The sequence below is a fragment of the Janthinobacterium sp. BJB426 genome (genome assembly GCF_002735705.1).
Classification (GTDB): Bacteria; Pseudomonadota; Gammaproteobacteria; order Burkholderiales; family Burkholderiaceae_D; genus Janthinobacterium.
This window is the reverse complement of sequence record NZ_PDZL01000024.1, coordinates 20,207-42,777: the sequence shown is the minus strand read 5'-3', so window position 1 is coordinate 42,777 and position 22,571 is coordinate 20,207. Positions and strand designations below refer to the sequence as shown.

Annotated in this window: 26 protein-coding genes; 11 read left to right on the top strand and 15 right to left on the bottom strand. The window is 63.2% G+C overall.

Going from position 1 to position 22,571, the window contains the following annotated elements; translation table 11 throughout:
* Nucleotides 1–134 precede the first annotated feature (134 nt).
* The 4 genes from CSQ93_RS25415 to CSQ93_RS25400 all read right to left on the bottom strand — a co-directional run bounded on the left by CSQ93_RS25415 (nucleotide 135) and on the right by CSQ93_RS25400 (nucleotide 3,409).
* On the bottom strand, nucleotides 135–926 hold the full coding sequence (locus tag CSQ93_RS25415) for an ABC transporter ATP-binding protein (protein WP_034786306.1): 792 nt from the start codon (nucleotides 924–926) through the stop codon (nucleotides 135–137).
* Between the two features lie 11 nt (nucleotides 927–937).
* Nucleotides 938–1,747 carry an ABC transporter permease gene (locus tag CSQ93_RS25410; protein WP_369812242.1) on the bottom strand — a complete coding sequence of 270 codons (810 nt, stop codon included), beginning with the start codon at nucleotides 1,745–1,747 and terminating at the stop codon, nucleotides 938–940.
* Between the two features lie 27 nt (nucleotides 1,748–1,774).
* Nucleotides 1,775–2,776, bottom strand: a complete 1,002-nt coding sequence (locus CSQ93_RS25405; protein ID WP_099380439.1) for an ABC transporter substrate-binding protein — start codon at nucleotides 2,774–2,776, stop codon at nucleotides 1,775–1,777.
* Between the two features lie 396 nt (nucleotides 2,777–3,172).
* Nucleotides 3,173–3,409 carry a hypothetical protein gene (locus CSQ93_RS25400; RefSeq protein WP_099380438.1) on the bottom strand — a complete coding sequence of 79 codons (237 nt, stop codon included), beginning with the start codon at nucleotides 3,407–3,409 and terminating at the stop codon, nucleotides 3,173–3,175.
* A gap of 479 nt (nucleotides 3,410–3,888) precedes the next feature.
* Between CSQ93_RS25400 and CSQ93_RS25395 the strand changes: the two genes are divergently transcribed.
* On the top strand, nucleotides 3,889–4,389 hold the full coding sequence (locus tag CSQ93_RS25395) for a winged helix-turn-helix domain-containing protein (protein ID WP_010396453.1): 501 nt from the start codon (nucleotides 3,889–3,891) through the stop codon (nucleotides 4,387–4,389).
* Between the two features lie 323 nt (nucleotides 4,390–4,712).
* Complete coding sequence (locus CSQ93_RS25390) at nucleotides 4,713–5,585, top strand: zinc-dependent peptidase (protein ID WP_099380437.1); 873 nt, start codon at nucleotides 4,713–4,715, stop codon at nucleotides 5,583–5,585.
* A 15-nt stretch (nucleotides 5,586–5,600) separates the two neighbouring features.
* Here CSQ93_RS25390 and CSQ93_RS25385 read toward each other — a convergent pair whose 3' ends face one another.
* Nucleotides 5,601–6,302 (bottom strand): LytR/AlgR family response regulator transcription factor, encoded by a 702-nt coding sequence (locus CSQ93_RS25385; protein WP_099380436.1) that lies wholly within the window; start codon nucleotides 6,300–6,302, stop codon nucleotides 5,601–5,603.
* On the bottom strand, nucleotides 6,299–7,948 hold the full coding sequence (locus CSQ93_RS25380) for a histidine kinase (protein WP_099380435.1): 1,650 nt from the start codon (nucleotides 7,946–7,948) through the stop codon (nucleotides 6,299–6,301). Before CSQ93_RS25380 ends, CSQ93_RS25385 begins: the two co-directional genes overlap by 4 nt.
* 164 nt (nucleotides 7,949–8,112) lie before the next feature.
* Between CSQ93_RS25380 and CSQ93_RS25375 the strand changes: the two genes are divergently transcribed.
* The 7 genes from CSQ93_RS25375 to CSQ93_RS25345 all read left to right on the top strand — a co-directional run bounded on the left by CSQ93_RS25375 (nucleotide 8,113) and on the right by CSQ93_RS25345 (nucleotide 14,609).
* Entirely contained in the window at nucleotides 8,113–10,227 is a 2,115-nt protein-coding gene (locus CSQ93_RS25375) for a serine hydrolase domain-containing protein (RefSeq protein ID WP_158301366.1), read from the top strand.
* 95 nt (nucleotides 10,228–10,322) lie between these two features.
* Nucleotides 10,323–11,153: a transporter substrate-binding domain-containing protein gene (locus tag CSQ93_RS25370; RefSeq protein ID WP_099380433.1), complete on the top strand. Its 831-nt coding sequence runs from the start codon at nucleotides 10,323–10,325 to the stop codon at nucleotides 11,151–11,153.
* A gap of 128 nt (nucleotides 11,154–11,281) precedes the next feature.
* A complete protein-coding gene (locus CSQ93_RS25365) occupies nucleotides 11,282–11,965 on the top strand; it encodes an amino acid ABC transporter permease (protein WP_099380432.1) in 684 nt (227 codons plus the stop codon).
* Nucleotides 11,965–12,657, top strand: a complete 693-nt coding sequence (locus CSQ93_RS25360) for an amino acid ABC transporter permease (protein WP_099380431.1) — start codon at nucleotides 11,965–11,967, stop codon at nucleotides 12,655–12,657. The genes CSQ93_RS25365 and CSQ93_RS25360 overlap by 1 nt, the downstream gene beginning before the upstream one ends.
* A complete protein-coding gene (locus CSQ93_RS25355) occupies nucleotides 12,654–13,397 on the top strand; it encodes an amino acid ABC transporter ATP-binding protein (RefSeq protein WP_099380430.1) in 744 nt (247 codons plus the stop codon). Before CSQ93_RS25360 ends, CSQ93_RS25355 begins: the two co-directional genes overlap by 4 nt.
* A 114-nt stretch (nucleotides 13,398–13,511) precedes the next feature.
* The gene (locus CSQ93_RS25350) at nucleotides 13,512–14,078 is read left to right on the top strand and encodes a glycine zipper domain-containing protein (protein WP_099380429.1); all 567 of its coding nucleotides are present in this window, start codon (nucleotides 13,512–13,514) and stop codon (nucleotides 14,076–14,078) included.
* A gap of 174 nt (nucleotides 14,079–14,252) precedes the next feature.
* Nucleotides 14,253–14,609: a hypothetical protein gene (locus CSQ93_RS25345; RefSeq protein ID WP_099380428.1), complete on the top strand. Its 357-nt coding sequence runs from the start codon at nucleotides 14,253–14,255 to the stop codon at nucleotides 14,607–14,609.
* Nucleotides 14,610–14,628: 19 nt separating this feature from the next.
* On the opposite strand, the gene CSQ93_RS25340 is transcribed toward CSQ93_RS25345, so the two are convergent.
* Complete coding sequence (locus CSQ93_RS25340) at nucleotides 14,629–15,495, bottom strand: universal stress protein (protein ID WP_099380427.1); 867 nt, start codon at nucleotides 15,493–15,495, stop codon at nucleotides 14,629–14,631.
* A gap of 176 nt (nucleotides 15,496–15,671) precedes the next feature.
* Between CSQ93_RS25340 and phbB the strand changes: the two genes are divergently transcribed.
* A complete protein-coding gene (gene phbB / locus CSQ93_RS25335; RefSeq protein WP_099380426.1) occupies nucleotides 15,672–16,418 on the top strand; it encodes an acetoacetyl-CoA reductase in 747 nt (248 codons plus the stop codon).
* Nucleotides 16,419–16,592: 174 nt separating this feature from the next.
* Here the strand turns inward: phbB and CSQ93_RS25330 are convergent, their stop codons facing one another.
* From CSQ93_RS25330 to CSQ93_RS25295, 8 genes are all read right to left on the bottom strand, one after another.
* The gene (locus CSQ93_RS25330; protein ID WP_099380425.1) at nucleotides 16,593–16,964 is read right to left on the bottom strand and encodes a TraR/DksA family transcriptional regulator; all 372 of its coding nucleotides are present in this window, start codon (nucleotides 16,962–16,964) and stop codon (nucleotides 16,593–16,595) included.
* 108 nt (nucleotides 16,965–17,072) lie between these two features.
* A complete protein-coding gene (locus CSQ93_RS25325) occupies nucleotides 17,073–17,492 on the bottom strand; it encodes a VOC family protein (RefSeq protein ID WP_035826338.1) in 420 nt (139 codons plus the stop codon).
* A gap of 80 nt (nucleotides 17,493–17,572) precedes the next feature.
* On the bottom strand, nucleotides 17,573–17,785 hold the full coding sequence (locus tag CSQ93_RS25320; RefSeq protein WP_099380424.1) for a hypothetical protein: 213 nt from the start codon (nucleotides 17,783–17,785) through the stop codon (nucleotides 17,573–17,575).
* A 36-nt stretch (nucleotides 17,786–17,821) separates the two neighbouring features.
* Complete coding sequence (locus CSQ93_RS25315; protein ID WP_099380423.1) at nucleotides 17,822–18,040, bottom strand: hypothetical protein; 219 nt, start codon at nucleotides 18,038–18,040, stop codon at nucleotides 17,822–17,824.
* Complete coding sequence (locus CSQ93_RS25310; RefSeq protein WP_099380422.1) at nucleotides 18,025–18,843, bottom strand: hypothetical protein; 819 nt, start codon at nucleotides 18,841–18,843, stop codon at nucleotides 18,025–18,027. The genes CSQ93_RS25315 and CSQ93_RS25310 overlap by 16 nt, the downstream gene beginning before the upstream one ends.
* An 88-nt stretch (nucleotides 18,844–18,931) precedes the next feature.
* Complete coding sequence (otnI, locus tag CSQ93_RS25305; RefSeq protein WP_099380421.1) at nucleotides 18,932–19,723, bottom strand: 2-oxo-tetronate isomerase; 792 nt, start codon at nucleotides 19,721–19,723, stop codon at nucleotides 18,932–18,934.
* Between the two features lie 131 nt (nucleotides 19,724–19,854).
* The gene (locus CSQ93_RS25300) at nucleotides 19,855–21,225 is read right to left on the bottom strand and encodes a DEAD/DEAH box helicase (protein WP_035826342.1); all 1,371 of its coding nucleotides are present in this window, start codon (nucleotides 21,223–21,225) and stop codon (nucleotides 19,855–19,857) included.
* Between the two features lie 188 nt (nucleotides 21,226–21,413).
* Complete coding sequence (locus CSQ93_RS25295) at nucleotides 21,414–21,656, bottom strand: hypothetical protein (protein WP_099380420.1); 243 nt, start codon at nucleotides 21,654–21,656, stop codon at nucleotides 21,414–21,416.
* 218 nt (nucleotides 21,657–21,874) lie between these two features.
* On the opposite strand from CSQ93_RS25295, the gene CSQ93_RS25290 reads away from it, so the two are divergent.
* Complete coding sequence (locus CSQ93_RS25290) at nucleotides 21,875–22,528, top strand: hydrolase (protein WP_099380419.1); 654 nt, start codon at nucleotides 21,875–21,877, stop codon at nucleotides 22,526–22,528.
* Nucleotides 22,529–22,571 lie beyond the last annotated feature (43 nt).

The following is a 22,571-nucleotide window of genomic DNA, read 5'->3' as shown; positions in this document are numbered from 1 at the left end:
ATATTCGGCGTCTGACAAAACCGTAGCGAGCGGCGATGATTTGTGGCCGAGAAGCGCAACCGTACTCTAGTACGGTGAGCATCGCCGGCCGCAAAGCGCGCCGCGCAGTAGGTTTGGTCAGACGCTACCAGCCACTAGTCGGCGGTACTTGCCATCGTTTCCGCGTTGTGATGACGCTGCTGCTCTTCCATCACCATCTCGCCCAGCATGCGTTTCAAGCGGTTGAACTCGGGGTCGCTCGGGTCGCGCGGGCGGGGCAGGTCGATGGCCACGTCGCGCTTGATGGTGCCGGGACGGTAGGTCATGACGATGGTGCGGTCGGCCAGGTAGATCGATTCCTCGATCGAGTGCGTCACAAAAACGATGGTGGTGCCGAAGACTTTCCAGATTTTCAGCAATTCATCTTGCAGGTTGCGCCGCGTCAAGGCGTCCAGCGCGCCGAACGGCTCATCCATCAGCATGATCGGCGAATCGAGGGCCAGCACGCGGGCAATCGCCACGCGCTGGCGCATGCCGCCCGACAAGTCTTTCGGGTAGCGGGCGCGGAATTCCGTCAAGCCCAGCATGCTCAGCAGCATGTCGACCCGTTCCTTGATCTCGGCCGGCGTCTTGCCGGCGATTTCCAGGCCGAAAGCGATATTGCTCTCGATGGTCATCCAGGGGAACAGCGCGTATTCCTGGAACACCATGCCGCGGTCGGGACCGGGTTCGGTGATCAGCTTGCCGCCGGCCAGGATCTGGCCCGACGTCGGCTGCGAAAAGCCGGCGATGGCGTTGAGCAGGGTCGACTTGCCGCAGCCGGATGGTCCCAGCAGGCAGATGAACTCGCCGCTGGCGATTTCCAGGTTGATATCCTTCAGGGCGATGACGTCCGCGCCGCCCGTGGTGAAGATTTTATTGACTGCATTGATATTGATCGTGGTCATGGCCGTTCCTCTTAGTGTTCCAGGCCGCGGTGCCACTGCAGCAAATGATTATTCAGGGCATTCATGGCCATATCGATGGCCAGGCCGAACAGACCGATGGTAAACATGCCAGCGATAATCTTGTCGGACCAGAAGTACTCGCGCGCTTCCAGGATGCGGAAGCCGAGGCCGCTGTTGACAGCGATCATTTCCGCCACGATCACGACGATGAAGGCCGTGCCCATGCCGATGCGCGCACCGGCCAGGATGTACGGCGTGGCGGCCGGCAGGATGACGCGGCGGAACATGGTCATCTGGCTGGCGCCCAGGTTACGCGCGGCGCGGATGTAGATGCCGTCAACCTGGCGTACGCCGGCGATGGTATTCATCAGCACGGGGAAGAAGGAGCCGATGCTGATCAGGAAGAAGGCGGGCGGATTGCCCAGGCCGAACCACAGGATTGCCAGCGGAATGTAGGCGATCGGCGGAATCGGGCGCAGCACCTGCACCAGCGGGTCGAACAGTTTATAGATGGTCTTGTTGGTGCCCATCAGCAAGCCCAATGGCAAGGCCAGGCCGGCGCCGATGGCAAAGCCGCCCAGCACGCGCGACAAGCTGGCCCAGGCGTCATGCGGCAATTCGCCGGAGAACATCCACACCAGGTAATTGCCCGTTTCGGGCGTGTAGGCTTCCATTGGCACCAGGTATTCATACCACTTCACCAGCACGGCCACGGGCGAGGGCAGGATTTGCGGGTTGATCCAGCCGAATGTCGACATGGCTTGCCACAGCAGCAGCACGGCGACGGGCACGGCGGCACCGTGCGCGAAGCGTTTCATCATTTGAATATTCATTGTGATACTTTCAGATTAGCGAGGTGCGTAGGACTTTTTGGCTTTTTCCAGCAGATCCAGCTTGACCCAATCCTTGGCGGCAGGCGGTTTGGCCATGCGGCCCACGCCGAATTTCACCATGTAGTCGGTGGTCAGCTGCACGTGGCTTTGCGTGATGTCTTCCGTGAAGATGGCGTTGTCGATGGCGTCGCGGTAATCGTCGGTCGTGATCTGGTTCTTGAACATCGATTCACGCACGTATTTTTCCGCCAGTTTCGGGTCGGCCAGGAAGGCGCGCGTGGCAGCGACGAAGCAATCCATGAAGCGCTGGGCCACGGCCGGCTTTTCCTTGTACATTTTTTCGGTCATCACGAGGGCGCGCACCGGCTCGCCCAGCGGCGTGTCGTAAGGCTTGATGATGGCCGCGCCGTATTTCTTGTGGATCGCCTGGGTCGAGTATGGCTCGGACTGGCTCATGACGTCGATGTCCTTGGTCAGCAGGGCCTGGTTCAAGTCCGGGTAGCCCATGTACAGGATCTGCACGTCCTTGCCCGGCTTGTCGGACCAGGTCAGCTTGGCCTTGGTCAGTTCGGCAAACAGCAGGATTTCCTGCGGGCCGCCGCGCGTGACGCCGACTTTCTTGCCTTTCAGGTCGGCAATCCCCTTGATGTTCAGGTCAGGGCGGCCGACGATCTGCACGCCGCCCTTGGCGAAGCCGCCCACCAGGTACACGGGCAAACCCGTGGCGCGGCCCGTGATGGCCGCTTCCAGCGCGCTGGCGGACACGTCGATTTCGCCGGCGATCATGGCTGGCACGATGTCGAGGCCCTTGGCGAAGATGCGCTCTTCAATTTTCAAGTCGTATTTCGGTGCGATTTCCTTCATGTAGGCGACGGCGCCGTAATGGGCGAATTTCAGGTTGCCCAGGCGAACCAGGTCGGCGGCATGGACGGCCAGCGGGAATTGCGCGGCCAGTGCGACGGCCACGGTCAGTGCCTTGGTGTTCAGGAAGGACGAGATGCGGAAGGTGCGTGCCATGCTGTTGTCTCCAAAAGGTAGATGGTTTTATATAGTGGGTCAGGCTGCCGCTCTGATGGCGGTTATGAAAATATAAAAGCATCTTCCGTGCCAGTGGAGCGCATTTTGGCGTTTATTGCAAGTGATTGTTTATAAAGGTTTAATTTGAATCTATTGAAAATGGGAAATGGCGAGATTCCGTCTTTCCGCACGGCGAGGGGAAAGGCTGTGCGGATAGCCGCATTTCCGGGTGGCCGCTTCGAGGTGGGTTGGCGGGGCAGCATGCCGGTGAACCTTCAGGGTGTGGCCGACTCCAATCGTAAAAAAACGCGTTGCAAACAGGCTGGCAACGCGTAACTCCCCCGTGGAGTAGGGATGGCGCCGCGCGGGCGCCGGTATTGATGCCGTGCGCCGGCCTTACTTTGGCGCCGTGGCGGGCGGCAGGGCGGGCGCGGTGGCGGGATCGGTCAGCGGCGCAGGCGGCGTCGTGCTGCCGGGACCCGCTTCCGGCATGGCTGGTGTGACGGGGGCAGGCATCACTTGTGGGGTGGAGGCGGGGTTGGGCGCCGTTTCGGGCAGGGGCGCCTCGGCCGGTTTTTTACAGGCGGACAGGGTGACGAGCAAGGCGGCGGCCAACAGGGCAGGTATTTTCATGATGTTTCCTTTGCAAGAGTCGAAGGATCGCGATGCGGGCGGCAGGCGCCGCGCGCGAAGCTTGAATTTATTGCAATGGCGCTTCCGCTTCTGTTCGCTATTTCACTTTGCGCCACGAATCGAAGCACACGATAGTCATACAGGGATTTTAGATGTCATTTTTAGATGCCATGCGAGAAATGATTCGGTAGGGCAATATTTTTCACTTTCTTGCTTCTAATGTTCGTTAACGCACAGACCGTAGCCGCCGACACGGGCATTCTGTGTCCAGACGCTCAGGATTCGTGGTGTTCTGGTATAAAAATTGCCAAGAACTTAACAATCCGGGCTACCGGCAATCGTTTAAAAGGAGTATTCAAATGCATGCAATGACTCAGTCTCACGTGAAGAGCGAATTAAAGGCAGCGCACCAGGAACTTCGTAGCCCCGAAAAAGGCTCGCAAATGGTAGAACGCGCAGCACCCATTCCCCCGGAACGCATGAATCCCATTTCCATGGCCCCGATCGAGCGCGTGCGTTCGACGTCGGCCACCCTGCGCCGCATCGAAAACATGCAAAAGCTGATCGGCGAATTGTCGCTGCACGAGATGCTGGCCGACGAAATTGCCTGGTTCCTCAAGTTTTCGCCATCGGGCGCCCGCAAATACATCCGCGACCTGCGCGAAGCGGGCGTGATCGAACTGGCCCGCTACATCGAAGGCACCGCCACCTATCTGGGCAAGGCAGTGTACCAGTTGACGCCAGACCCTGAGCGCGTGCGTGCCTTCCTGGCCGCCATCGTCCAGCCAAAACGCGAAGGCGCGCCACCGCGCAAGGACCGTCCAGGCTTGCGCGAGCAAAGCATGGCAGGCAGTGGACGCCACTTCCACATCCTGGCCGATGACACGCATTACGCCATCCGCGTCAACCGCGGTCCCGTGACGCGCGACCCGCTGGTAGCTGCCTTGTTTGGTGCGCCACAGCAGAAAGCTGCAGAATAACGCCTGACCAAACCTCGCTCGGCGTGCGGCGTGCGATGCTCACCGTACTAGAGTACGGTTGCGCTTCTTAGCCACAAATCATCGCCGCTCGCTACGGTTTTGTCAGGCGTTGGAACGTTGTAATGAAAGCCGGGTTACGCCCCGGCTTTTGGCGTTGGAGCCAGCCCTTTGATCTTGGCGGATTGAAAAGATATTAATCACCCCCATGTGGGCTGGACTGCCCGCCCGTTCCGATGCGGGTTCATTCGAAGGAGCTTGTCCTTGTCTGCCTACGCCGCCTTGTTATCGTGTCCGCCACTGCCTTGCCTGAAACGGGATTCCGCATGAATCCGCTGTTGTGGATCGCCCTCGTCACGGTCGCCATCGTCTTGTCGCTGTGGTTTCCCCGCTGGCGCTTGAAGCGGGCCCTGGACAAGCCCCTGCCGGCTGAAGGCTTGGCCGTGCTGGAAAAGAATATTCCTGTCTACAAGCATATGCCGGCGCCGCTGCAGGAGCAGTTGCGCCGTCTCGTCGTGCAATTCCTGTATCAAAAGAAATTCGTCGGTTGCGGCGGCCTGGCGATCACGGACGAGATGCGCTACACCATCGCCGGCCAGGCCTGTTTGCTGTTGCTGAACCGCCAGACCCAGGTGTATCCGGAACTCGACACCATCCTCGTGTATCCCAACGAATTCATCGTCACGCGCGATGAAGTGGGGCCGGGCGGCGTGGTGACGCCATCGGCGAATGGTCTGCTGGGCGAATCCTGGGGCGATGGCAGAGTGGTGCTGGCCTGGGACCACGTGCAGCGGGGAGCGGCCGACTGGAGCGATGGCCACAATGTCGTGCTGCATGAATTTGCCCACCAGCTCGACAGCGAATCGGGCGCCGCGAATGGCGCGCCGTACCTGCCCAGCGTGTCGAGCTACCGCAGCTGGGCCACGGTGCTGTCGCGCGACTTCGACAACTTGCGCTACGACGCCATGTACCAGCAGCAAAGCGTGATGGACCATTACGGCGCTACGAATCCCGCCGAATTCTTTGCCGTGGCCACGGAAACCTTCTTTGAAAAGCCGTACCAGATGGCCGAGCACCACGAGGAGCTGTACGCGCAATTCTTGCAATACTACAAGGTCGACCCGCGCGACTGGATGGCGCCGCCCGTGGAACCCGAGCACATGGCTTCGCCATTCCCCAACTTTGCCCAGCACTGGTAAGCGGGAACTTTAACTTTAACCCAGCAGCCGCTGTTTCAGCGCGGGATAGCTGCTGCGCGAGACGGGAATGCCCGTGCTCGTCTGCGTGTCGAGCGCGTATTTGCCGCCTGCCGCGATCTGCAGCCGCTTGAAACCGAGGCTGTTGACGATGTAGGAGCGGTGTACGCGCAGGAAGTGGGGCGGCAGCAGGGCCATGAGCTTGTCGATAGGCAAGTCGTGAAAGCACTGCTCGCCGCTGCGCAGCACGATATTGCTGTAGTGGCCATCGGCTTGCACGTGGTCGATGTCGGCCATGACGATCCATTCCAGCGCGCCCCGTTTCTTGACGGCCAGCGAAGCGGCGTCCGTGTGCCGTCCCGTATAGCGCTGCAGCGCCTTGTGCAGGCGTTCGCGGCTGAAAGGCTTGGCAACGAAGTCGAGCACGCCAAACTCGAACGCCGTGATCGAGCGTTCCGCGTGGGCCGAGACGATGATGGTCTGGAAGCGTGCATCGGCGGCCAGGCGCAGCAGGTCATAGCCGTCCCCGCCATGGAGGTTCAAATCCAGCAGCAGCAAGTCGACCCGCTCTTGCCCCTGCTCCTGTGCCAGGGTGGCCAGTGCCTGCGGCACATTGTCATGCAGCACGAGATTGCGAAGTCGCGCGCCGAAATGCGCGCGTACCTCGCGTTCGAGGCCTTGCGCGATCAGCGGTTCATCTTCCAGTATCAATACATTCATGGCGCCGCCGGCAAGGTAAAGGTGAGGCGCCAGCCTGCCTGCTGCTGTTCGCAGGCATAGTGGGCCGCATCGCCGAACACGGCGTGCAGGCTGGCGCGGATGTACTGTTCGCCCACGCCGCCGCCCGCATGCGGGCGCGCCTCGCCTTCGGGCAGGAGCAGGGTAAGTAATTGCGTTTGCGCATGTTGTGCGATGCGCAGGACAAAGGCCGCGCCGTGGCGGTAGCGGTTATGGCTGAACGCGTTTTCCAGCGCCGTTAGCAACAGGGCGGGCGGCACGGTGATGCCCGCTGCCTCGCCATCGAGTTGCAGGCTGCACGGCTGCTGCAGCCGCGTGCCCATGATGCTCAGGTAATTCTCGCACAGGGCCAGTTCCTGCGTCAGGGCGATGCTGGGCTGCTGGGCAAATTCGTTGAGCATGCGCAACTCGGCGCCCAGCGCCTCGATGAAGGTTTCGGCCGCCTGCGGCGATTGCGCGTTGAGTTCGCTGATCAGGCTGAGGGAATTCATCAGGAAGTGCGGCTGCATGCTTTTGCGCAAGAGCTGGTTTTCCAGCTGCTGGGCGCGCGCTGCCTTGCTGCGTTCGCGCAGCAACTGCGCCAGCAATTGCGCGCATAAAGGCAGCAGCAGGAAGCACACGACGAGGGCGAAGCCGCCTTCGGCAAACTGGCTGCCCGTCAGCAGGAACAGGGCGCACGAGGCCAGCGCGATCAAGGTGCCGCCGCGGCTGCCCGGCAGGCGGCGCCACACGGCGATCAGGCTGAGCGCCAGGCTCGCTGCCAGGCCCGTCAGAAACATCCAGCAGCAGCGCGCGTCGAAATGCGTGGGCAGCGCGCCGGCCAGCGCGATGCACGCCAGCAGCACCGCCGCCGCCAGTGGCCAGCGCGGCAGGCGGTAGGCCGTATAAAAATACAGGGGCAGCAAGGCGGAAAACAGCCAGGTCAGGGCGCTGACGGCGTACAGGCGCGGCATGTGCATGGGGTAGGCATAGCCGGTAACGCTGCGCCAGAGTTCCGCCACCAGCAGCAGCGCCGCCAGCAGGCACAGCGCGGCAAACATGGCCCAGTGCCGTTGCCGCTGATACAGCGCCGTCAAGCCGAGGAACAGCAGGGACACGGCGCCCAGCGCCCCGGCCAGCAGCAGCGGCGGCAGCCGGTACCAGGCCAGCCCCGTGCGGTAGTCGTGCCGGTCGACCAGGTACAGCGCATAAAAGGGCGACGCCAGGTGCGCCGGCACCTGCTGCGTCGACAGCAGCAGGCGCAGGTGGTGCTTGCCCTTGGCCAACTGCTGTGGCGTCAGGTGGATGGCGAAATCGATGTCGCCCGCGCGTTCCCCGCTGGCCTGGCGGGCCGGCTGGCCATTGCTGCCGATCAAGACACCATCGAGCCACAGCTCGCTGGCGGCCAGCGCCGACAGCACCAGCAGCTGCGTCGACGAGGGCGAGGCGGCCAGAGTGACATCGCGTTCCACGCACAGCAGCTGGCCCGGCCGCACCAGTTGCTGCAGCGTGGCGGCGGGCACAGACGGCGGGTTGCCGCAGGCGCGCCAGCCTTCGTCCAGCCAGAGCGGAGTCATGGCGCAGGCGAAAGAGGGCAAGGCCAGGCAGCACAGCAGAAGGAAGCGGAAGAAGGAGGGCATGGCGGGCATTGTAGCTGCTCATGTGCTACCCCTTTGCAACATTTTCATCCATTTCGGTGCCGTTCGTGCGGGCTGCGTGCATTTCGTGCACGGCCCGCCAATAGTGTGTGAAAGACACTTACCATGCATCAGCGCCGTGCTGTGGACACGGCCCTCACCATGGAATCATGACTATGCAAAGCAGCAAATACTACGGTTTCGCCGGCGCGCTGGCGCTGTTCTGCGGCGTGGCGCAGGCCGCCTCCGCGCCCGCTGCTGTTCCCGCTCCTGCGCTGGCCGCGCGCCTGGCGGAGTTCGACGGCTGGGTCGCCCAGCGCATGGGTGCGGAACGCATTCCAGGCGTGACCGTCGGTTTCAGCCAGGGCGACGTGGAATGGGTAAAAGGCTATGGCTATGCGGACCTGGAAAACCGCGTGCCGGCCACGGCCCGCTCCAGCTACCGGCTGGCGTCCGTCACCAAGCCCATGACGGCAGTGGCCATTTTGCAACTAGTGGAACAGGGCAAGATCGACCTGGATGCGCCCGTGCAAACCTATGTGCCGTACTTCCCCGTCAAGCCGTTCCCCGTGACGGTGCGCCAGCTGCTGGGTCACCTGGGCGGCATCGATGCCTACCGCAACAGCCAGGTGGAACAGCATTTCAAGGAGCACAAGGATACGCGCCAGTCCATCGCCGTCTTCGAGCAGTTCGACCTGATCGCCGAACCGGGCACGCGCTTCCGCTACACCAGCTATGGCTACAACTTGCTGGGCGCCGTCATCGAGGGCGCCTCGGGCGAAAGCTATGGCGGCTACATGCGGCGCCACGTGTGGGGGCCGCTGGGCATGGACGCCACCGTGCTGGATGACCCGGACGCCGTGATTGCCCACCGCGTGCGCGGCTACCGGCTGGCCGGCAAGGAGTGGAAGAATTCCGAATTCGTCGACATCAGCAGCCGCTTTTCGGCCGGCGGCACGCGCGCCAGCGTGCCCGACATGCTGGCGTTCGGCAGGGGCGTCCATGCGGGCAAGATACTGTCGGCGGCCAGCGTGGCCGCCATGGTGCAGCCGATGGCCACGCGCGCCGGCCGCTTGACGAACTATGGCATGGGCTGGGAAATCTTCCCCACGGGCGGGCGCTACGCCATTGCCCACAGCGGCCAGCAGCCGGAAACCGTCACCTATCTGTACAGCTTTCCCTCGCGCAAACTCACCCTTGCCGTTGCGTCCAATCTCGAGCGCGTCAATCCGGAAGCCTTCGTGCAGCGCCTGTTCGAAGTGGTCACGGGCGAACCGTGGCAGCTGAACACGTATATCGTCGATGCGGGCGCGCAGCGCGCGTACCAGGTGGCGCAAGGCCTGTTCGAGGAAGGCCGGGCGTATGCCGAGCGCACGAATGAAGCGTACGCCGATGCGGCCGCCACGCGCGAGGCATTTACGCAAATCAACCAGCAAGCGCTGGCGCCCGACGCCAGGGCGGCGCGCGCCTACATCGAAGCGGCCCGCCATCCCGCAGGGGGGCGCGTGTTTCTCACGGCCGGCGCCAGCATGGCCAGACAGTTGCGCGACGTGGGCGTCGACCTGAATCAATATGCGCGCGGCGGCGCGCTGGCATTTGCGCGCGACTATATCCAGTTGTCGCAAGGCATAAAGGCCGGCGACTTGCCCCGCTTCGCCCCCTCCTTCGAGCAAGCCATCGTGACCCTGGCCGCCAGCTGGGACCGCACGGCCGCCATCGCCTGGCCGGCAGCGTCCGTCCCCATCGCCGCACGCGATAGCCAGCTGCGCGCGGCCTTCCGCGGCCAGCGCGCCTATCCCGATTTCGTGCCCGAGTTACTTGATCTGGCGCAAGCATCGGCCGCGCGCGGCGAGACAGACGCGGCGCTGGCGGCCAGCCGCCTGGCCGTGGAACTGTATCCGCTCAGCGACCGCGCGCATGCGCTGCAAGGCCTGACCTTGCTGCGCGCAGGCAAGACGGAACCGGCCCTCGCCGCCCTGCGCCTGGCGCTGGCCCGCGACCCGCTGGGTGCGGCCAGCCCCGCGGCGCTGAACCTGGAAGCGTATCGTTTGAAAGGCAGCGGCGCCGTGGCGCAAGGCATGGCCGTGCTGCAGGCGGCCGTCAGCCTGCATCCGCAGGACGCGAACCTGCAGGACAGCCTGGCCGAGTTTTATGTGGAGCAAGGCTTGCGCCCGCAGGCCGTCGAGGCCTATCGCCAGGCACTGCAGCTCGACCCCCGCTATCCGGGCGCCGTGGGGGCCAAGGCAGCGATCATCCGCCTCGGTGGCGAGACGAAGGCGCTGGCGCCTTAGATGAAATCTGCATAAACATGGGTGAAAAGATTCCTTTTTGGAAATAAGAGCGTTGCGGTCTAATGGCGGCATTCATTGTCCACCAGAGGAATTCCATGCAGACCCGCCTTCACTTCGCCGCGCTTCTTTTCACTTCCATCGCCTTCACGCAGGTGGCGCAAGCGGACCAACTGGCCGCCATCAAGGCAAAGGGCGAGCTGGTCTGTGGGACCCTGGGCACGGACGAGCCGAACAGCTTCATCGACGCCAGGTCGCGCCAGCTGGTCGGCTATGAAGTGGACCTGTGCCGCGCCATCGCCCAGGGGCTGGGCGTCAAGCCGGTGATCAAGCAGTTGGCCGTGGCCGCCCGCATTCCCGAATTGCAGCAGGGCCGCATCGATATCCTGACGGCGTCCTTGACGCATAACAAGGAACGCGAAGCGCTGATCGATTTTTCCCTGTCCACGTTTTACACGGGCCAGCGCGTGCTGGTGAAAAAAAGCAGCAATATCACGACGGTCGCTGGCCTGGCCGGCAAGAAAGTACTGACCGTCAAGGGCGGCACGCAGGAACCGAATATCCGCAAGGCCGTGCCTGGCGTGGACGTGGTGACGTTCGAGACGGCGGGTCAGGCCTATCTGGGCTTGCAGCAAGGCAAGGGCGTCGGCTATGTCGACGATGAAGTCTCGCTGCTCAACAATTACGCCAAGCTGGGCGCTGCGCAAAAAGACTATATTTTGCTGCCGCAAAACATCAGCCAGGAAGTGTTTGCCTTCGGCATCCGCAAGGGCGAGACGGGCGTGAAAACAGCCGTCGACCAGGTGCTGCGAGAACTGGAAAAGTCGGGCGAAGCGGAAAAACTGTTTTTCAAATGGTATGGCCCCACGAGCAATGTGAAGTTCCAGAAACGTACATTCAAAATTGAATCGGACAAGATTGCTGCCTAAGCAAACCGACTGCGCGGCGCGCTTTGCGGCCTGCGATGCTCACCGTGCTCAAGCACGGTTGCGCTTCTCGGCCACAAATCACTGCCGCTCGCTACGGTTTTCTTAGGCATCAATGATATTTCATTATCATGTTCCAATTTGATCTGAACTTTCTGCTGGCCGGCGACTATCGCGACTGGTTGCTGTCCGGCCTGCTGCTGTCATTGCAACTGATGGGCATCACCTTGCTCTTGTCCTTGCCGCTGGCGTGCGGCGTGGCCATGCTGCGCATGGCGCCGTCGCGTCTGCTCAATGCCCTGGGCGCCGCGTATGTCGAGCTGATCCGCAACGTGCCCTTGCTGGCCCACTTCCTGTTCTGGTATTTCGGTGCGCCCGAATTGCTGCCCGACACGTGGAAGGAGCGCTTGTATGCCGGCAATATTGAAGCCGTCAGCGCCATCACGGCCCTGACCTTATATACAGCCGCCTACATGGCGGAAGACATCCGCAGCGGCATCCGCGCCATTCCTGCCCAGCAATTCGAGGCGGGCAGGGCGCTGGGTTTCAGCTTTCTCGCCACCATGCGCCTGTGCATCGTGCCGCAGGCGCTGCGGCTGGCCGCGCCGCCGCTGCTGTCGCAAACCCTGAATTTGTGGCAAAACACCAGCATCGCCACCGTCATCGGCGTGGCCGAGCTGATGTACCAGACGCAGCGCGTGGAAGCGGCCTCGTTCCGCAGCGTGGAGGCCTTTGTCTTTGCCAGCATTGCGTATCTGGCCGTTTCGCTGGTGATCGCGGGCCTGGCGGCCTTGCTGCAAAGGAAGGTGTCCTGATGCTGGAACTGATCCATGACTACTGGCTGTATTTTCTTGTGGGCCGCTATCCCGAGGGGCCGCTGGGCGGCCTGGCGCTGACGGTGCTGCTGGCCAGCCTGGCGCTGGTGCTGAGCCTGCCCGTTGGCTTGCTGCTGGGACTGGCGCGCATCAGTCCGTGGCGGCTGCTGCGCTGGCCCGTCGCCGCGCTGATCCACGTGGTGCGGGGCATCCCCTTGCTGCTCGTCATTTTCTGGGCGTATTTCTTCCTGCCCAGCATCACGGGCCATGAAAGCGGGCAATTCGGCACCATGCTGGCGGCTCTCGTCATCTTCGACGGCATTTATCTGGCTGAAATCGTGCGTGCCGGCGTGCAAGCCGTGCCCAAGGGACAGGTGGAGGCGGCCCGTTCCCTGGGCTTGAACTACCTGGACAGCATGCGCCAGGTCGTGCTGCCGCAGGCGCTGCGCCACATGCTGCCCTCGCTGGTCAACCAGTTCGTCTCCACCATCAAGGAAACCTCGCTGGGAACCATCATCGGCCTGGCCGAAGTGTCGTTCATCGCTACACAAGTCAACGGCCTGGTGCTGACGAAACCCGTGCAAGTGTATTTTTTGCTGGGCATGACGTACTTTGTTTTATGTTTCAGCCTGTCGCGCGCTGCCTTCTGGCTCGAGCGGCGCCAGGCGCGACTCTTGAAAGCGGCTGCATGATTACCTTTGACAACGTCAACAAATACTATGGCGACTATCACGCCTTGAGCGGCATCAATGAACACGTGGCCAAGGGCGAGGTGCTGGTCGTGTGCGGGCCGTCCGGTTCCGGCAAGTCGACCCTGATCCGCACCATCAACCGCCTGGAGGCGATCGCTTCAGGCCGCATCACGGTGGCCGGCCAGGACATTTACGCGTCGGGGCTGGATGTGAATGCCTTCCGCTCGCACATCGGTTTTGTCTTCCAGCAATTCAACCTGTTTCCCCATTTATCGGTACTCGATAATTGCGCGCTGGCGCCGCAGCGCTTGCGCGGCCTGTCCCGGCGCGAGGCGGAGGAGCGGGCGCTGGCCCTGCTGGAGCGGGTGGGCCTGGCGCACAAGGCGCATGCCATGCCGGCGGCCCTGTCGGGCGGGCAGCAGCAGCGCGTGGCCATTGCCCGCGCGCTGGCCATGCAGCCGCCGCTGATGCTGTTTGATGAACCGACCAGCGCGCTGGATCCGGAAATGGTGGGCGAAGTGCTGCAGGTGATGCGCGACCTGGCGCAGGGCGGCATGACGATGGTGTGCGTGACGCACGAGATGGGCTTTGCGCGCGAGGTAGCGGACCGCGTCTGGTTCATGGATCACGGGCAAGTGCTGGAACGGGCCACGCCCGAAGATTTCTTTGCGCGGCCGCAACATGCGCGCGCACAACAATTCATTTCCGATATCCGCAGCCCGTTTGGCGTGAGCACATGAGTAAATACATGAGTGAGCGGCTGTGTGCGTAAGCGAACGGTATTTCGCGGTCGGTGAGCGCACGCTAGAGGAGTGGCGCATGGTGCGCCAGCAGCCGACGAGGAGGACCGTATCATGTCACGCATCATCGCAGGTCATTTTCAGTTGCAGGAACAGATCGACGCCGCGCGCGCCGCGCTGAACCAGGCGGGCTTTCCCGACAGCCGCATCAGCGCCTTCTTTGTCAACCAGCCGGGCCAGCACGACTTGCACGCGCTCGGCGGCGACCGCGACATGTCGCCGGGCGCGAAAGAGACGCCGGAGGGCGTGGTGGAAGGCGTGGCCGTCGGGGCCGCTTTGGGCGCGGGCATCGGCGCGGCCACTACCCTGGCGACGGGGCCGCTGGGTCCCGTGGTGGGTGCGCTGGTGGGCGCCCACGTAGGCTCGCTCTACAGTTTCAACAAGATGAAGGAGGCGGGCGAGCCCGAGAAAAATGGCGAAAAGAATGGTGAAAACCGCCGCCAGCCACGCCATCCGGGCATGCTGATCGCCGTGGCGTTGGGCGGCCTCGACGAGCGCGAACGGGCGCTCGAAGCGCTGCACCGGCTGGGCGCCGAGCATATCGAGGAAGCGGAAGGCACGATCGCGAATGGCGACTGGCATGATTTCGACCCGCTCAGCATTCCCGTGCTGGTGGCGTGAATCCATAAATTCCGCACCGCATGAAATTTAGGTATGATCCTTGTTAGTATTGCTAATTATTGGTAAACAATGCCGACAGGGATAGTTTCCGCGCGCCCGAAGTGACACTGGACCAAGGTGACTGCCCGTAGTACTTGCCTCGCATGCTAACGAGTATGAATAGGAGGGCGCGTCATGACACAGGCATGGTTCATTCTGACACGGGCCGATGGGCGCGACATCTGCGCGCCCTCTCCGGCACAGCTGGCCGATGCGCTGGCCGAGGTTTACCGCGGCGGCGTCACGCAGGACGGCAGCCCGGCCGCCGTCCTGTTGCGCTTCGGCTACGACGATGGCTTGATGTATCAGGTCGAAGTCGCTAGCGGAGGCGAAGTCACTTTCGAGGAATGGTCGGACCGCGATTGTGAAATCGCCCTGGCCACGCCGCGCCACATGTCGGCCCTGCCGCAGGGCGACGCGCTGCAGCTGTGGCAATGGCTGGCGCAGCGCCAGGTGGCGAAGATCCGCAGCCAGCCCTGGCAGGGCGGCTAGCCCGTCGCTTTCAACTGGCTCAGTGCGCCATCAGCACGGGGATCGTCATGCTTTGCAGAATCGTGCGCGTGACGCCGCCCAGGATGGTTTCGCGCAGGCGCGAATGGCCATACGCTCCCATCACCAGCAAGTCGACCGACAGGTCGGCCGCCTGCGACAGCAGTGCTTCGCCGATATCGCCGCGCCGCACGCCACCACCATCGAGCAAATGCAGCCGCGCTTCCACGCCGTGGCGCGCCAGGTAGTGCGTCAGCTCGGCACCTGGATGTTCGCCGTGCTCGGCGGCATGCACCTGGGCGTCGAAGATGGCCACGTGGACTTGCCCGGCCCGCTGCAACAGCGGCAGGGCAGCGCTCACGGCGCGGCTCGCTTCCTTGCTGGCGTTCCAGGAAATGAGCACATTGCGCGCGGCCGCCGGCGGCGCCAGCAGGGGCAGCGGCGGCGCATACGGCACGATCAGCACGGGACGGCCAGAATGCAGCAGCACATAGGCGGGAAAGTCGCGCATCACGGACGGCGACTTATCCTTGGCATTGTATTGACTGATGACGACCAGGTCCGCATAGCGGGCCAGCAGGCTGATGCCGCCCGCCGCCTCGTCGTCGAGCACGCGCTGCTCGAACGAGGCGACGCCGGCCGCGCGCACCTGCGCCTCGAAACCGTCGAGGGCGCGCGTCGCCCGTTCCCGCAGGAAATTCAGATGCAAGCTCAGGTTCGGATCCGCATCGAGGTCGGGCTGGTTCTGGTACAGCAGCCGCGACACGCCCGTCAGCGCCACACCCGTCAGGTGGCCGCCGCACGCCTGGGCGATGCTGGCCGCCGCTTCGATGCGGGCATTGCGCCCGGCGCCGTCGTCGATGTGGAGCAATACGGTTTTATATGTCATGGCCTGGCCTCTCGCTGTGCAGTAGTGGCCATTCTGGCACAGACGGGGAGGCGGCCGCGCACGCATGCGCCATGCTTGACAGGCTGGGCACTTGATCTGGCGCAAAGCTGACGATAAAAACTGCTCCTACACTTGATGCCACGCAGAACAACCATAACAAGCGGAGAGAGACAGTCATGAAAGAGCAAAAGGTAGCGCTGGTCACGGGTGGCATGGGCGGACTGGGCACGGCCCTGTGCCGCCGCCTGCATGCGGCGGGCTTTGCCGTCGTGGCGGCGCATACGACGGGCAATGCACGGGTGGCAAGCTGGCTCGACACGCAGCAGTCACAGCAGTATTATTTTCATCCCCTGGCCATCGACGTGGGCGATTTCGATGCTTGCAGCGAGGCCGTGGCAAGCGTGCTGGCGCAGTTTGGCCGCATCGACGTGCTGGTCAACAACGCCGGCATCACGCGCGACCAGAGCATGCGCAAGATGGAGTTGCCGCACTGGGCCGAGGTCATGCGCACCAATCTCGACAGCCTGTTCAACATGAGCAAGCAGGTGCTGGAACCCATGCTGGAAAAAAAATGGGGCCGCATCATCAATATCTCGTCCGTCAACGGGCAGAAGGGTGCGTTTGGCCAGTGCAACTATGCGGCCGCGAAGGCGGGCGTGCATGGCTTCAGCAAGGCGCTGGCGCTGGAAGTGGCGCGCCATGGCATCACCGTCAACACGGTCTCGCCCGGTTACCTGCGCACGCAGATGGTGACGGCCGTGCCGGCCGATATCCTGGAAACGAAGATCCTGCCGCAGATTCCCCTGGGCCGCCTGGGCGAGCCGGACGAGGTGGCTGCCCTGGTCGCTTACCTGGCGTCCGACGAGGCGGCATTCGTCACGGGCGCGAACATCGCCATCAATGGCGGACAGCACATGAGTTAAGCAAGCGTGTAGCTTGCACAGAGGCAATGGCAGTAGAGGAGACCCGTCCACCCAGCCGGCGCACAGACGCTGGCGCAGGACGGAAGGCAATGGCAGTCACGCTGGAAAACACGGGGCAGGGCAGCGATGCCTTGCCCTTTGTTGTTGCGCCGCCGTCATGCTCCGGTCAGTGACTCAGCGCTGGGCTTTTTCCAGCCGCGTCTGGCAATCGATGCACAGACGCGCTTCCGGGCGCGCGTTCAGGCGCGACAGGCCGATGGCCTCGCCGCAGTTGTCGCACAGGCCGTAGCTGCCATCGGCAAACTTGGCCAGCGCATGCTTGATGATGGCCAGCTGCGCCTGGTTGTGCTCGGCCGCTTCGCTGACGAGGGCGTTCAAGGTGCGCACGCTGGCGTTGTCGGCCGGCGAGGCTTCGATTTCATTGAGCAGGGAGGCGCGCGCGTCCGCTTCGGCCGCTTCGTTCTCGATCTGTTCCAGCAACGCCAGCTTGCGTTGCTCCAGCACGCCCTGCAGGCGCTGCAGCTGGTCTTGCGGCAATCCATTCATGGCTGTCCCCGATAGGCGTCTGTCCTATATGGTAGTCCAGGATGGGCGACTCTGCTTGCGCTACTACCCGCGCCGCGTTTGACGCGGCGCAGGCGGGCAGGGGCCGTTCTATGCTGGTTCTTTCAGGCAGTTGACCATCCAGGCGACGCCGAACTGGTCTTTCAGCATGCCGAAACGCTTGGCCCAGAACGTTTCCTCCAGGGGCATCTGGATGTTGCCGTCACGCGCCAGCGCGTCGAACACCCGTTCCGCCTCTTCCGGCGTATCGACGGTCAGGCAGATCGAGCTGCCGTGCATGCCCTTGGCGCCATCTTCGCTGCAGCCGCCGTCCGAGCCCATCAGCATGGTCGGCCCCAGCTGCACGGAGCCGTGCATGATCTTGTCATACCAGTCTTCCTTGACTTGCTCCTGCATCGGCGTGCCGCGATACGGCATCAGGCACAGGTCGGTGCCATGCAGGTGCTGGCGGTAGTATTCCAGCGCTTGCGCGCAGTTTCCATCGAATTGCAAATACGGTTCGATACGCATGTTGGTCTCCTCTGGTCGCCCCGCAGGCACGATTGCCAGGCGGGGACGTCCCAGTATAGGCGCTTGCTGGCCGATTTCAATCAGTCTGGCGCCATCTCTTGCAGCCGCTCACGCACCTTGCCCAGGGTGCCGAGGATGCGCTCGGGATTGCCGGCGAGGACGGCGCTGCCCAGGTGCAACAAACTCGTCGCCAGGCTGATCCAGTGCCGCACCTCGTCGTTGCGAGCGATGCGCAGGCGCACCGTGTCGAGCAGGCCGCTGAGCTGGCGCTGCGCCGTGTCCAGGCCGGCCACCGTGTGCCCGGCCGCATCGGCATACAGCTGGTTGGCTTACTGGCGCAAGGCCACTTCCAGGGCGAAGACGGCTTGCGCCTGGCTGTGGCTGATGCCACTGTCTCCCTGGCTGGCGCGCCTGCGGATGGCGCGCATGACGGCGCCGTGCAGGGTGACGGCTGCCTGCGACAGGCTGTCGGCCAGTTGCTCCACGCGCATGGCGCTGCTGAGAGCTGCTTCGCGGCGTTCGTTGCCGCTGCCTACCGATCCATCCATCTTGCCTCCGTGGTGGTGAGGGCGGCGGCGAGCTGGGCGTGTTCGCGCCCCAGTGCCGCCAGTTGCCGGCGCGCCAGGGTATGACGCAGGCCATAAAGGCGGTATTCCTCGGTTTTGCTTTGTTGCATGTTTTTCGCCAGCACGGCCAGCAGGCGCTGCTGCGGCGTGTCCGCATACGCGATTTCCACGTCGAGCAAGCCGAGCACCATGTCGCGCTCGTTATCGCCGCTCTTGTCGTACAGCGCCAGCAAGCTGTCGAGCGCGGCCAGCAGGGCTTGCAGCGGCGCATCGCCGTCGTGCAGCACTTGCGCCAGCTGCGCCTGCTGGCTGGCTGCGCCGCCCAGGCGCGACAATTGCTGCAGCAGCAAGGTGTAGGCGCTGACATGGCGGTCGTCGATGCCGCTGCCCGGCCAGGCGCGGATGGCGGCGCCGGCGCCGGCCAGTTCCGGCTGCACGTCATATGCATCGGCATCGGCCAGCCGGCCCAGCGCCTGCAGGTACAGGCGCACGGCCTGCGCCAGGCGCGCCACGTCCGCCTGCGCGGCGCGGCGCTGCGCGTCGAGCAGGCGTTCGCGCGCGTCTTCGGCCGGTGACAGATAGGGGCGGGCGCGCTGATAGCTGTCGACGTGGCGCTGCGACAGTTCGCCGAAGGTGGTCAGGGCATTGCTGCCGGCGGCCAGGGCGCGCACCTGCGCCAGCTCGGGGCGCGCGGTGGCGCAGCCGCACAGCAGAATCGCCAGGCAAAGGTGCTGGCAGAGGTTCAGGCCAAGGGCGCGGCAATGGCGGGCGGGCAGGGCGGACACGTGACCTCTCGACAGGAAATACTGTATGGAAAGGTATTGTCGTGCCGGCCTGCGCCGCCCGCCTTGTGCGGGCGCAAGCGCGCTGCGATCAGCTGCCCGCGCTCGCCGTCAATTGCTCGCGCCAGCCCAGTCCGGCAACGGTGTCGCTGGCGGGACGGTATTCGCAGCCGACCCAGCCTGCGTAGCCGACCTGGTCGAGCAGTTTGAACACGTGGCGGTAGTTGATCTCGCCCGTGCCCGGCTCGTGGCGACCCGGCGTATCGGCGATCTGGATGTGGCGGATCAGGGGCAGCAGGGCGCGGATGGTGTTGCTCAGCTCGCCCTCCATGCGCTGCATGTGATAAATGTCGTATTGCAGGAAGATGTTGTTGCGCTGGCAGTCGGCGATGATGTCGGCCGCCTGCTGGCTATGGTTCAGAAAGTAACCGGGCATGTCGTAGCGGTTGATCGGCTCGATCAGCACGTTGATGCCATGCGGACGGCAGGCGTCGGCCGCAAATTGCAGGTTGCCGATCAGGCTTTGCCGTGCCCGCTCCAGGCTCATGCCGGGAGGCACGATGCCGGACATGCAGTGCAACTGTTTCGCCCCGAGCGCCAGCGCGTAATTGAGCGCCAGTTGCACGTTGCCGCGAAATTCCTCGCCCCGGCGCGGATCGCAGGAAATGCCCCGCTCGCCGTGCTCCCAGTCGCCGGGCGGGAAGTTGAAGACGGCCAGCTGCAGATGGTGGCGTTCCAGCCGCATGGCGATCTGCCGCGCCTCGACGGCATAGGGAAACAGAAATTCGACGGCATCGAAGCCCGCTTCCCTGGCGGCGGCAAAGCGGTCGAGGAACGGCAGTTCGGTAAACATCATGCTGAGGTTGGCAGCGAAGTTCGGCATGGCGGCACGCAGGTCAATAGGATGGACACTATCCTAGCCCAAATCGGCAATCGGTGGCGTGCATAAAAAAACCGTTCCAGAAGCAAGTCCTGGAACGGTTTTTATTGCTGCGATACGCTTACCCGCGGGTATTAGCGGCCGCGGCCACCAGATCTGTGGTTTGCCGCCGAACGCGGCGCATTGCCCGAACGGTTGCCGCCGCCACCGCCGCCCGCTGGGCCGGCGCTGCGTGGCTTGGCGCCGCTGCCGCCGGTTTTCACGCGCACCACGGCGCCGGCTGGCGCGCGGCTGTTGTTGCGGTGGCCGCCGGTGCCGCTGCGCAATTGCACAGGCTGGGCGCGGGCGTTCAGGTCGGGCTCGAAGCCTTCGATGACTTCGCGCGGCAGGGTTTGCTTGATCAGCTTTTCGATGTCTTTCAACATTTCGTGCTCATCCACGCAGACCAGCGACACGGCTTCGCCCTTGGCGCCGGCACGGCCCGTGCGGCCGATACGGTGCACATAGTCTTCCGGAATGTTCGGCAAGTCGTAGTTGACGACGTGCGGCAACTGGTCGATATCGATACCGCGCGCGGCGATGTCGGTGGCGACCAGTACTTGCAAGGTGCCATCCTTGAACTCGGACAGCGCGCGCGTGCGTGCCGACTGGCTCTTGTTGCCGTGGATGGCCAGGGCGCCGATGCCGTCCGCGCCCAGCTGCTCGACCAGTTTATTTGCGCCATGCTTGGTGCGCGTAAATACCAGCACTTGCGTCCAGTTGTTCGACTTGATCAGGTAGGACAGCATCGGGTGCTTCTTGTCGCGGTCGACCGGATGGATCTTTTGCTTGATCACTTCCACGGTCGAATTGCGGCGTGCCACTTCGATCATGGCTGGCTTGTTCAGCAAGCCGTCGGCCAGGGCCTTGATCTCTTCCGAGAAGGTGGCCGAGAACAGCAGGTTCTGGCGTTTTGGCGGCAGCACGGCCAGCACTTTCTTGATGTCGCGGATGAAACCCATGTCGAGCATGCGGTCGGCTTCGTCGAGAATCAGGATTTCCACTTTCGACAGGTCAACCGTGCCCTGGCCCATGTGGTCCAGCAAGCGGCCCGGCGTGGCGACGAGGATGTCGACGCCATGCTTGAGCTGCTTGATTTGCGGGTTGATGCCGACGCCGCCAAAGATCACGGTCGAGTTCAATTTGGTGTACTTGCTGTAGGCGCGCACGCTTTCCTCGACCTGCGCGGCGAGTTCGCGCGTCGGGGCCAGGATCAGGGCGCGGATCGGGCGCGTCGAAGTGTTGCTGGTGATGGACGCGCCGTTGGCGTCTGTCGACAGGCGGTGCAGCACGGGCAGGGTGAAGCCGGCCGTCTTGCCGGTACCGGTTTGTGCACCGGCCAGCAAGTCGCCGCCAGCCAGCACGGCGGGAATCGCCTGCGACTGAATCGGGGTCGGCACGGTGTAGCCGTGTTCGGTAACGGCACGTACGATAGCGTCGGACAATCCGAGGGAGGAAAAGGACATGGTAACTTTATTGTGAGATCGGCCTGTCGCCATCGTGAGGCGCCAGTCGCAGGCAATCAGATTAGGGGTCGAAAGACAGCGGCAAGGGGACTGGTCATATGTGCCGCACACGCGAAGTATAACAGCATGGCAAAAACGCGCCTGTTTTGTTTCAGCTTTGCAATGCCGCAAGTAAAGAAAAGCAGCGCCTAGTCGTCGATCTCGTCGACGGCATACCGTACGCCCTGCGCATCGAGCCAGGCGCGCACGGTCTCCAGGCCGTGCCACGGGTCCGGGCGCAGGTGCTGGCATATATACAGGCCGGCATCCGTCAGCCTGGCGTCCGTGTCCGGCATGGCGCCTGACGCTTGCGGCAGCGCCGCCAGTTGCTGCTCGATGTGCTGGCGCTGTTCCTGCGTCAGGCTGGCCGTGATCCTGAATTCAAATCCCATGTGTTCTCCTTGATGTGTCGCTTGTTGTTGCGGTCATTTTTCATTATCGAAAAAATTGCACATGGCTTGGCATTCTTTCCGTTTTTGTTTTCAAATCATCTCGTCCATACTGCATAGCACTGGCCCGGCACACACAGCGTGACGCAAGGGCAGGAGCAGAAGCACCGTATAACGACCTCTCTTTTTCATATTCAATTATTTTCACTAAGGAAAACATCATGCCTATCGCCACCGCCCAAGCCGCCCAAAAACTGCTGACCCCGAACGATCATACCCTGATCATGATCGACCACCAGTCGCAGATGGCCTTCGCTACCCGCTCCATTGACCTGGCCCTGCTGCGTAACAACGCGGCCCTGGTGGCCAAGGCGGCAGCGGAATTCAAGGTGCCGACGATTTTGACGACGGTGGCGGCGAAATCATTCTCCGGCCCGATCTTCGACGAGATCCAGTCCGTCTTCCCGGATCAGGCGCCGATCGACCGCACCAGCATGAACACCTGGGAAGATGCGCGCATCGCCGACAAGGTGAATGGCTACGGCAAGGGCAAGATCGTGCTGGCCGGCTTGTGGACGTCGGTGTGCATCGTCGGTCCCGCGCTGTCGGCGCTGGAGCAGGGTTTTGACGTCTACGTGATCGCCGACGCCAGCGGCGACGTCTCCGACGAAGCCCATGCGATGGCGATGCAGCGCATGATACAGGCGGGCGCGCAGCCGATGACGTCCGTGCAATACTTGCTGGAACTGCAGCGCGACTGGGCCCGCGGCGAGACCTACAATGAAACGGTGGCGACGGCCGTGGCGCACGGCGGCGGCTATGGCCTGGGCCTGACCTACGCCAAATCGATGTTCAACGCCAGCGAAGGCCATTGATTTTTCGCTGATTGTGGCTCCGCCGCCCGCCGGCGGGGCCGTG

Bases quoted from the DNA above. Each gene is read 5' to 3' on its own strand.
- CSQ93_RS25375 (WP_158301366.1), top strand. From the start codon at position 8,113: ATGCAAAGCAGCAAATACTACGGTTTCGCCGGCGCGCTGGCGCTGTTC.
- CSQ93_RS25330 (WP_099380425.1), bottom strand. From the start codon at position 16,964: ATGAATGGATTGCCGCAAGACCAGCTGCAGCGCCTGCAGGGCGTGCTG.
- CSQ93_RS25380 (WP_099380435.1), bottom strand. From the start codon at position 7,948: ATGCCCGCCATGCCCTCCTTCTTCCGCTTCCTTCTGCTGTGCTGCCTG.
- CSQ93_RS25400 (WP_099380438.1), bottom strand. From the start codon at position 3,409: ATGAAAATACCTGCCCTGTTGGCCGCCGCCTTGCTCGTCACCCTGTCC.
- CSQ93_RS25340 (WP_099380427.1), bottom strand. From the start codon at position 15,495: ATGACATATAAAACCGTATTGCTCCACATCGACGACGGCGCCGGGCGC.
- CSQ93_RS25315 (WP_099380423.1), bottom strand. From the start codon at position 18,040: ATGGATGGATCGGTAGGCAGCGGCAACGAACGCCGCGAAGCAGCTCTC.
- CSQ93_RS25360 (WP_099380431.1), top strand. From the start codon at position 11,965: ATGCTGGAACTGATCCATGACTACTGGCTGTATTTTCTTGTGGGCCGC.
- CSQ93_RS25355 (WP_099380430.1), top strand. From the start codon at position 12,654: ATGATTACCTTTGACAACGTCAACAAATACTATGGCGACTATCACGCC.
- CSQ93_RS25410 (WP_369812242.1), bottom strand. From the start codon at position 1,747: ATGATGAAACGCTTCGCGCACGGTGCCGCCGTGCCCGTCGCCGTGCTG.
- CSQ93_RS25300 (WP_035826342.1), bottom strand. From the start codon at position 21,225: ATGTCCTTTTCCTCCCTCGGATTGTCCGACGCTATCGTACGTGCCGTT.
- CSQ93_RS25295 (WP_099380420.1), bottom strand. From the start codon at position 21,656: ATGGGATTTGAATTCAGGATCACGGCCAGCCTGACGCAGGAACAGCGC.
- otnI (WP_099380421.1), bottom strand. From the start codon at position 19,723: ATGCCGAACTTCGCTGCCAACCTCAGCATGATGTTTACCGAACTGCCG.
- CSQ93_RS25325 (WP_035826338.1), bottom strand. From the start codon at position 17,492: ATGCGTATCGAACCGTATTTGCAATTCGATGGAAACTGCGCGCAAGCG.
- CSQ93_RS25370 (WP_099380433.1), top strand. From the start codon at position 10,323: ATGCAGACCCGCCTTCACTTCGCCGCGCTTCTTTTCACTTCCATCGCC.
- CSQ93_RS25345 (WP_099380428.1), top strand. From the start codon at position 14,253: ATGACACAGGCATGGTTCATTCTGACACGGGCCGATGGGCGCGACATC.
- CSQ93_RS25385 (WP_099380436.1), bottom strand. From the start codon at position 6,302: ATGAATGTATTGATACTGGAAGATGAACCGCTGATCGCGCAAGGCCTC.
- CSQ93_RS25405 (WP_099380439.1), bottom strand. From the start codon at position 2,776: ATGGCACGCACCTTCCGCATCTCGTCCTTCCTGAACACCAAGGCACTG.
- CSQ93_RS25415 (WP_034786306.1), bottom strand. From the start codon at position 926: ATGACCACGATCAATATCAATGCAGTCAATAAAATCTTCACCACGGGC.
- phbB (WP_099380426.1), top strand. From the start codon at position 15,672: ATGAAAGAGCAAAAGGTAGCGCTGGTCACGGGTGGCATGGGCGGACTG.
- CSQ93_RS25395 (WP_010396453.1), top strand. From the start codon at position 3,889: ATGAATCCCATTTCCATGGCCCCGATCGAGCGCGTGCGTTCGACGTCG.
- CSQ93_RS25365 (WP_099380432.1), top strand. From the start codon at position 11,282: ATGTTCCAATTTGATCTGAACTTTCTGCTGGCCGGCGACTATCGCGAC.
- CSQ93_RS25350 (WP_099380429.1), top strand. From the start codon at position 13,512: ATGTCACGCATCATCGCAGGTCATTTTCAGTTGCAGGAACAGATCGAC.
- CSQ93_RS25390 (WP_099380437.1), top strand. From the start codon at position 4,713: ATGAATCCGCTGTTGTGGATCGCCCTCGTCACGGTCGCCATCGTCTTG.
- CSQ93_RS25290 (WP_099380419.1), top strand. From the start codon at position 21,875: ATGCCTATCGCCACCGCCCAAGCCGCCCAAAAACTGCTGACCCCGAAC.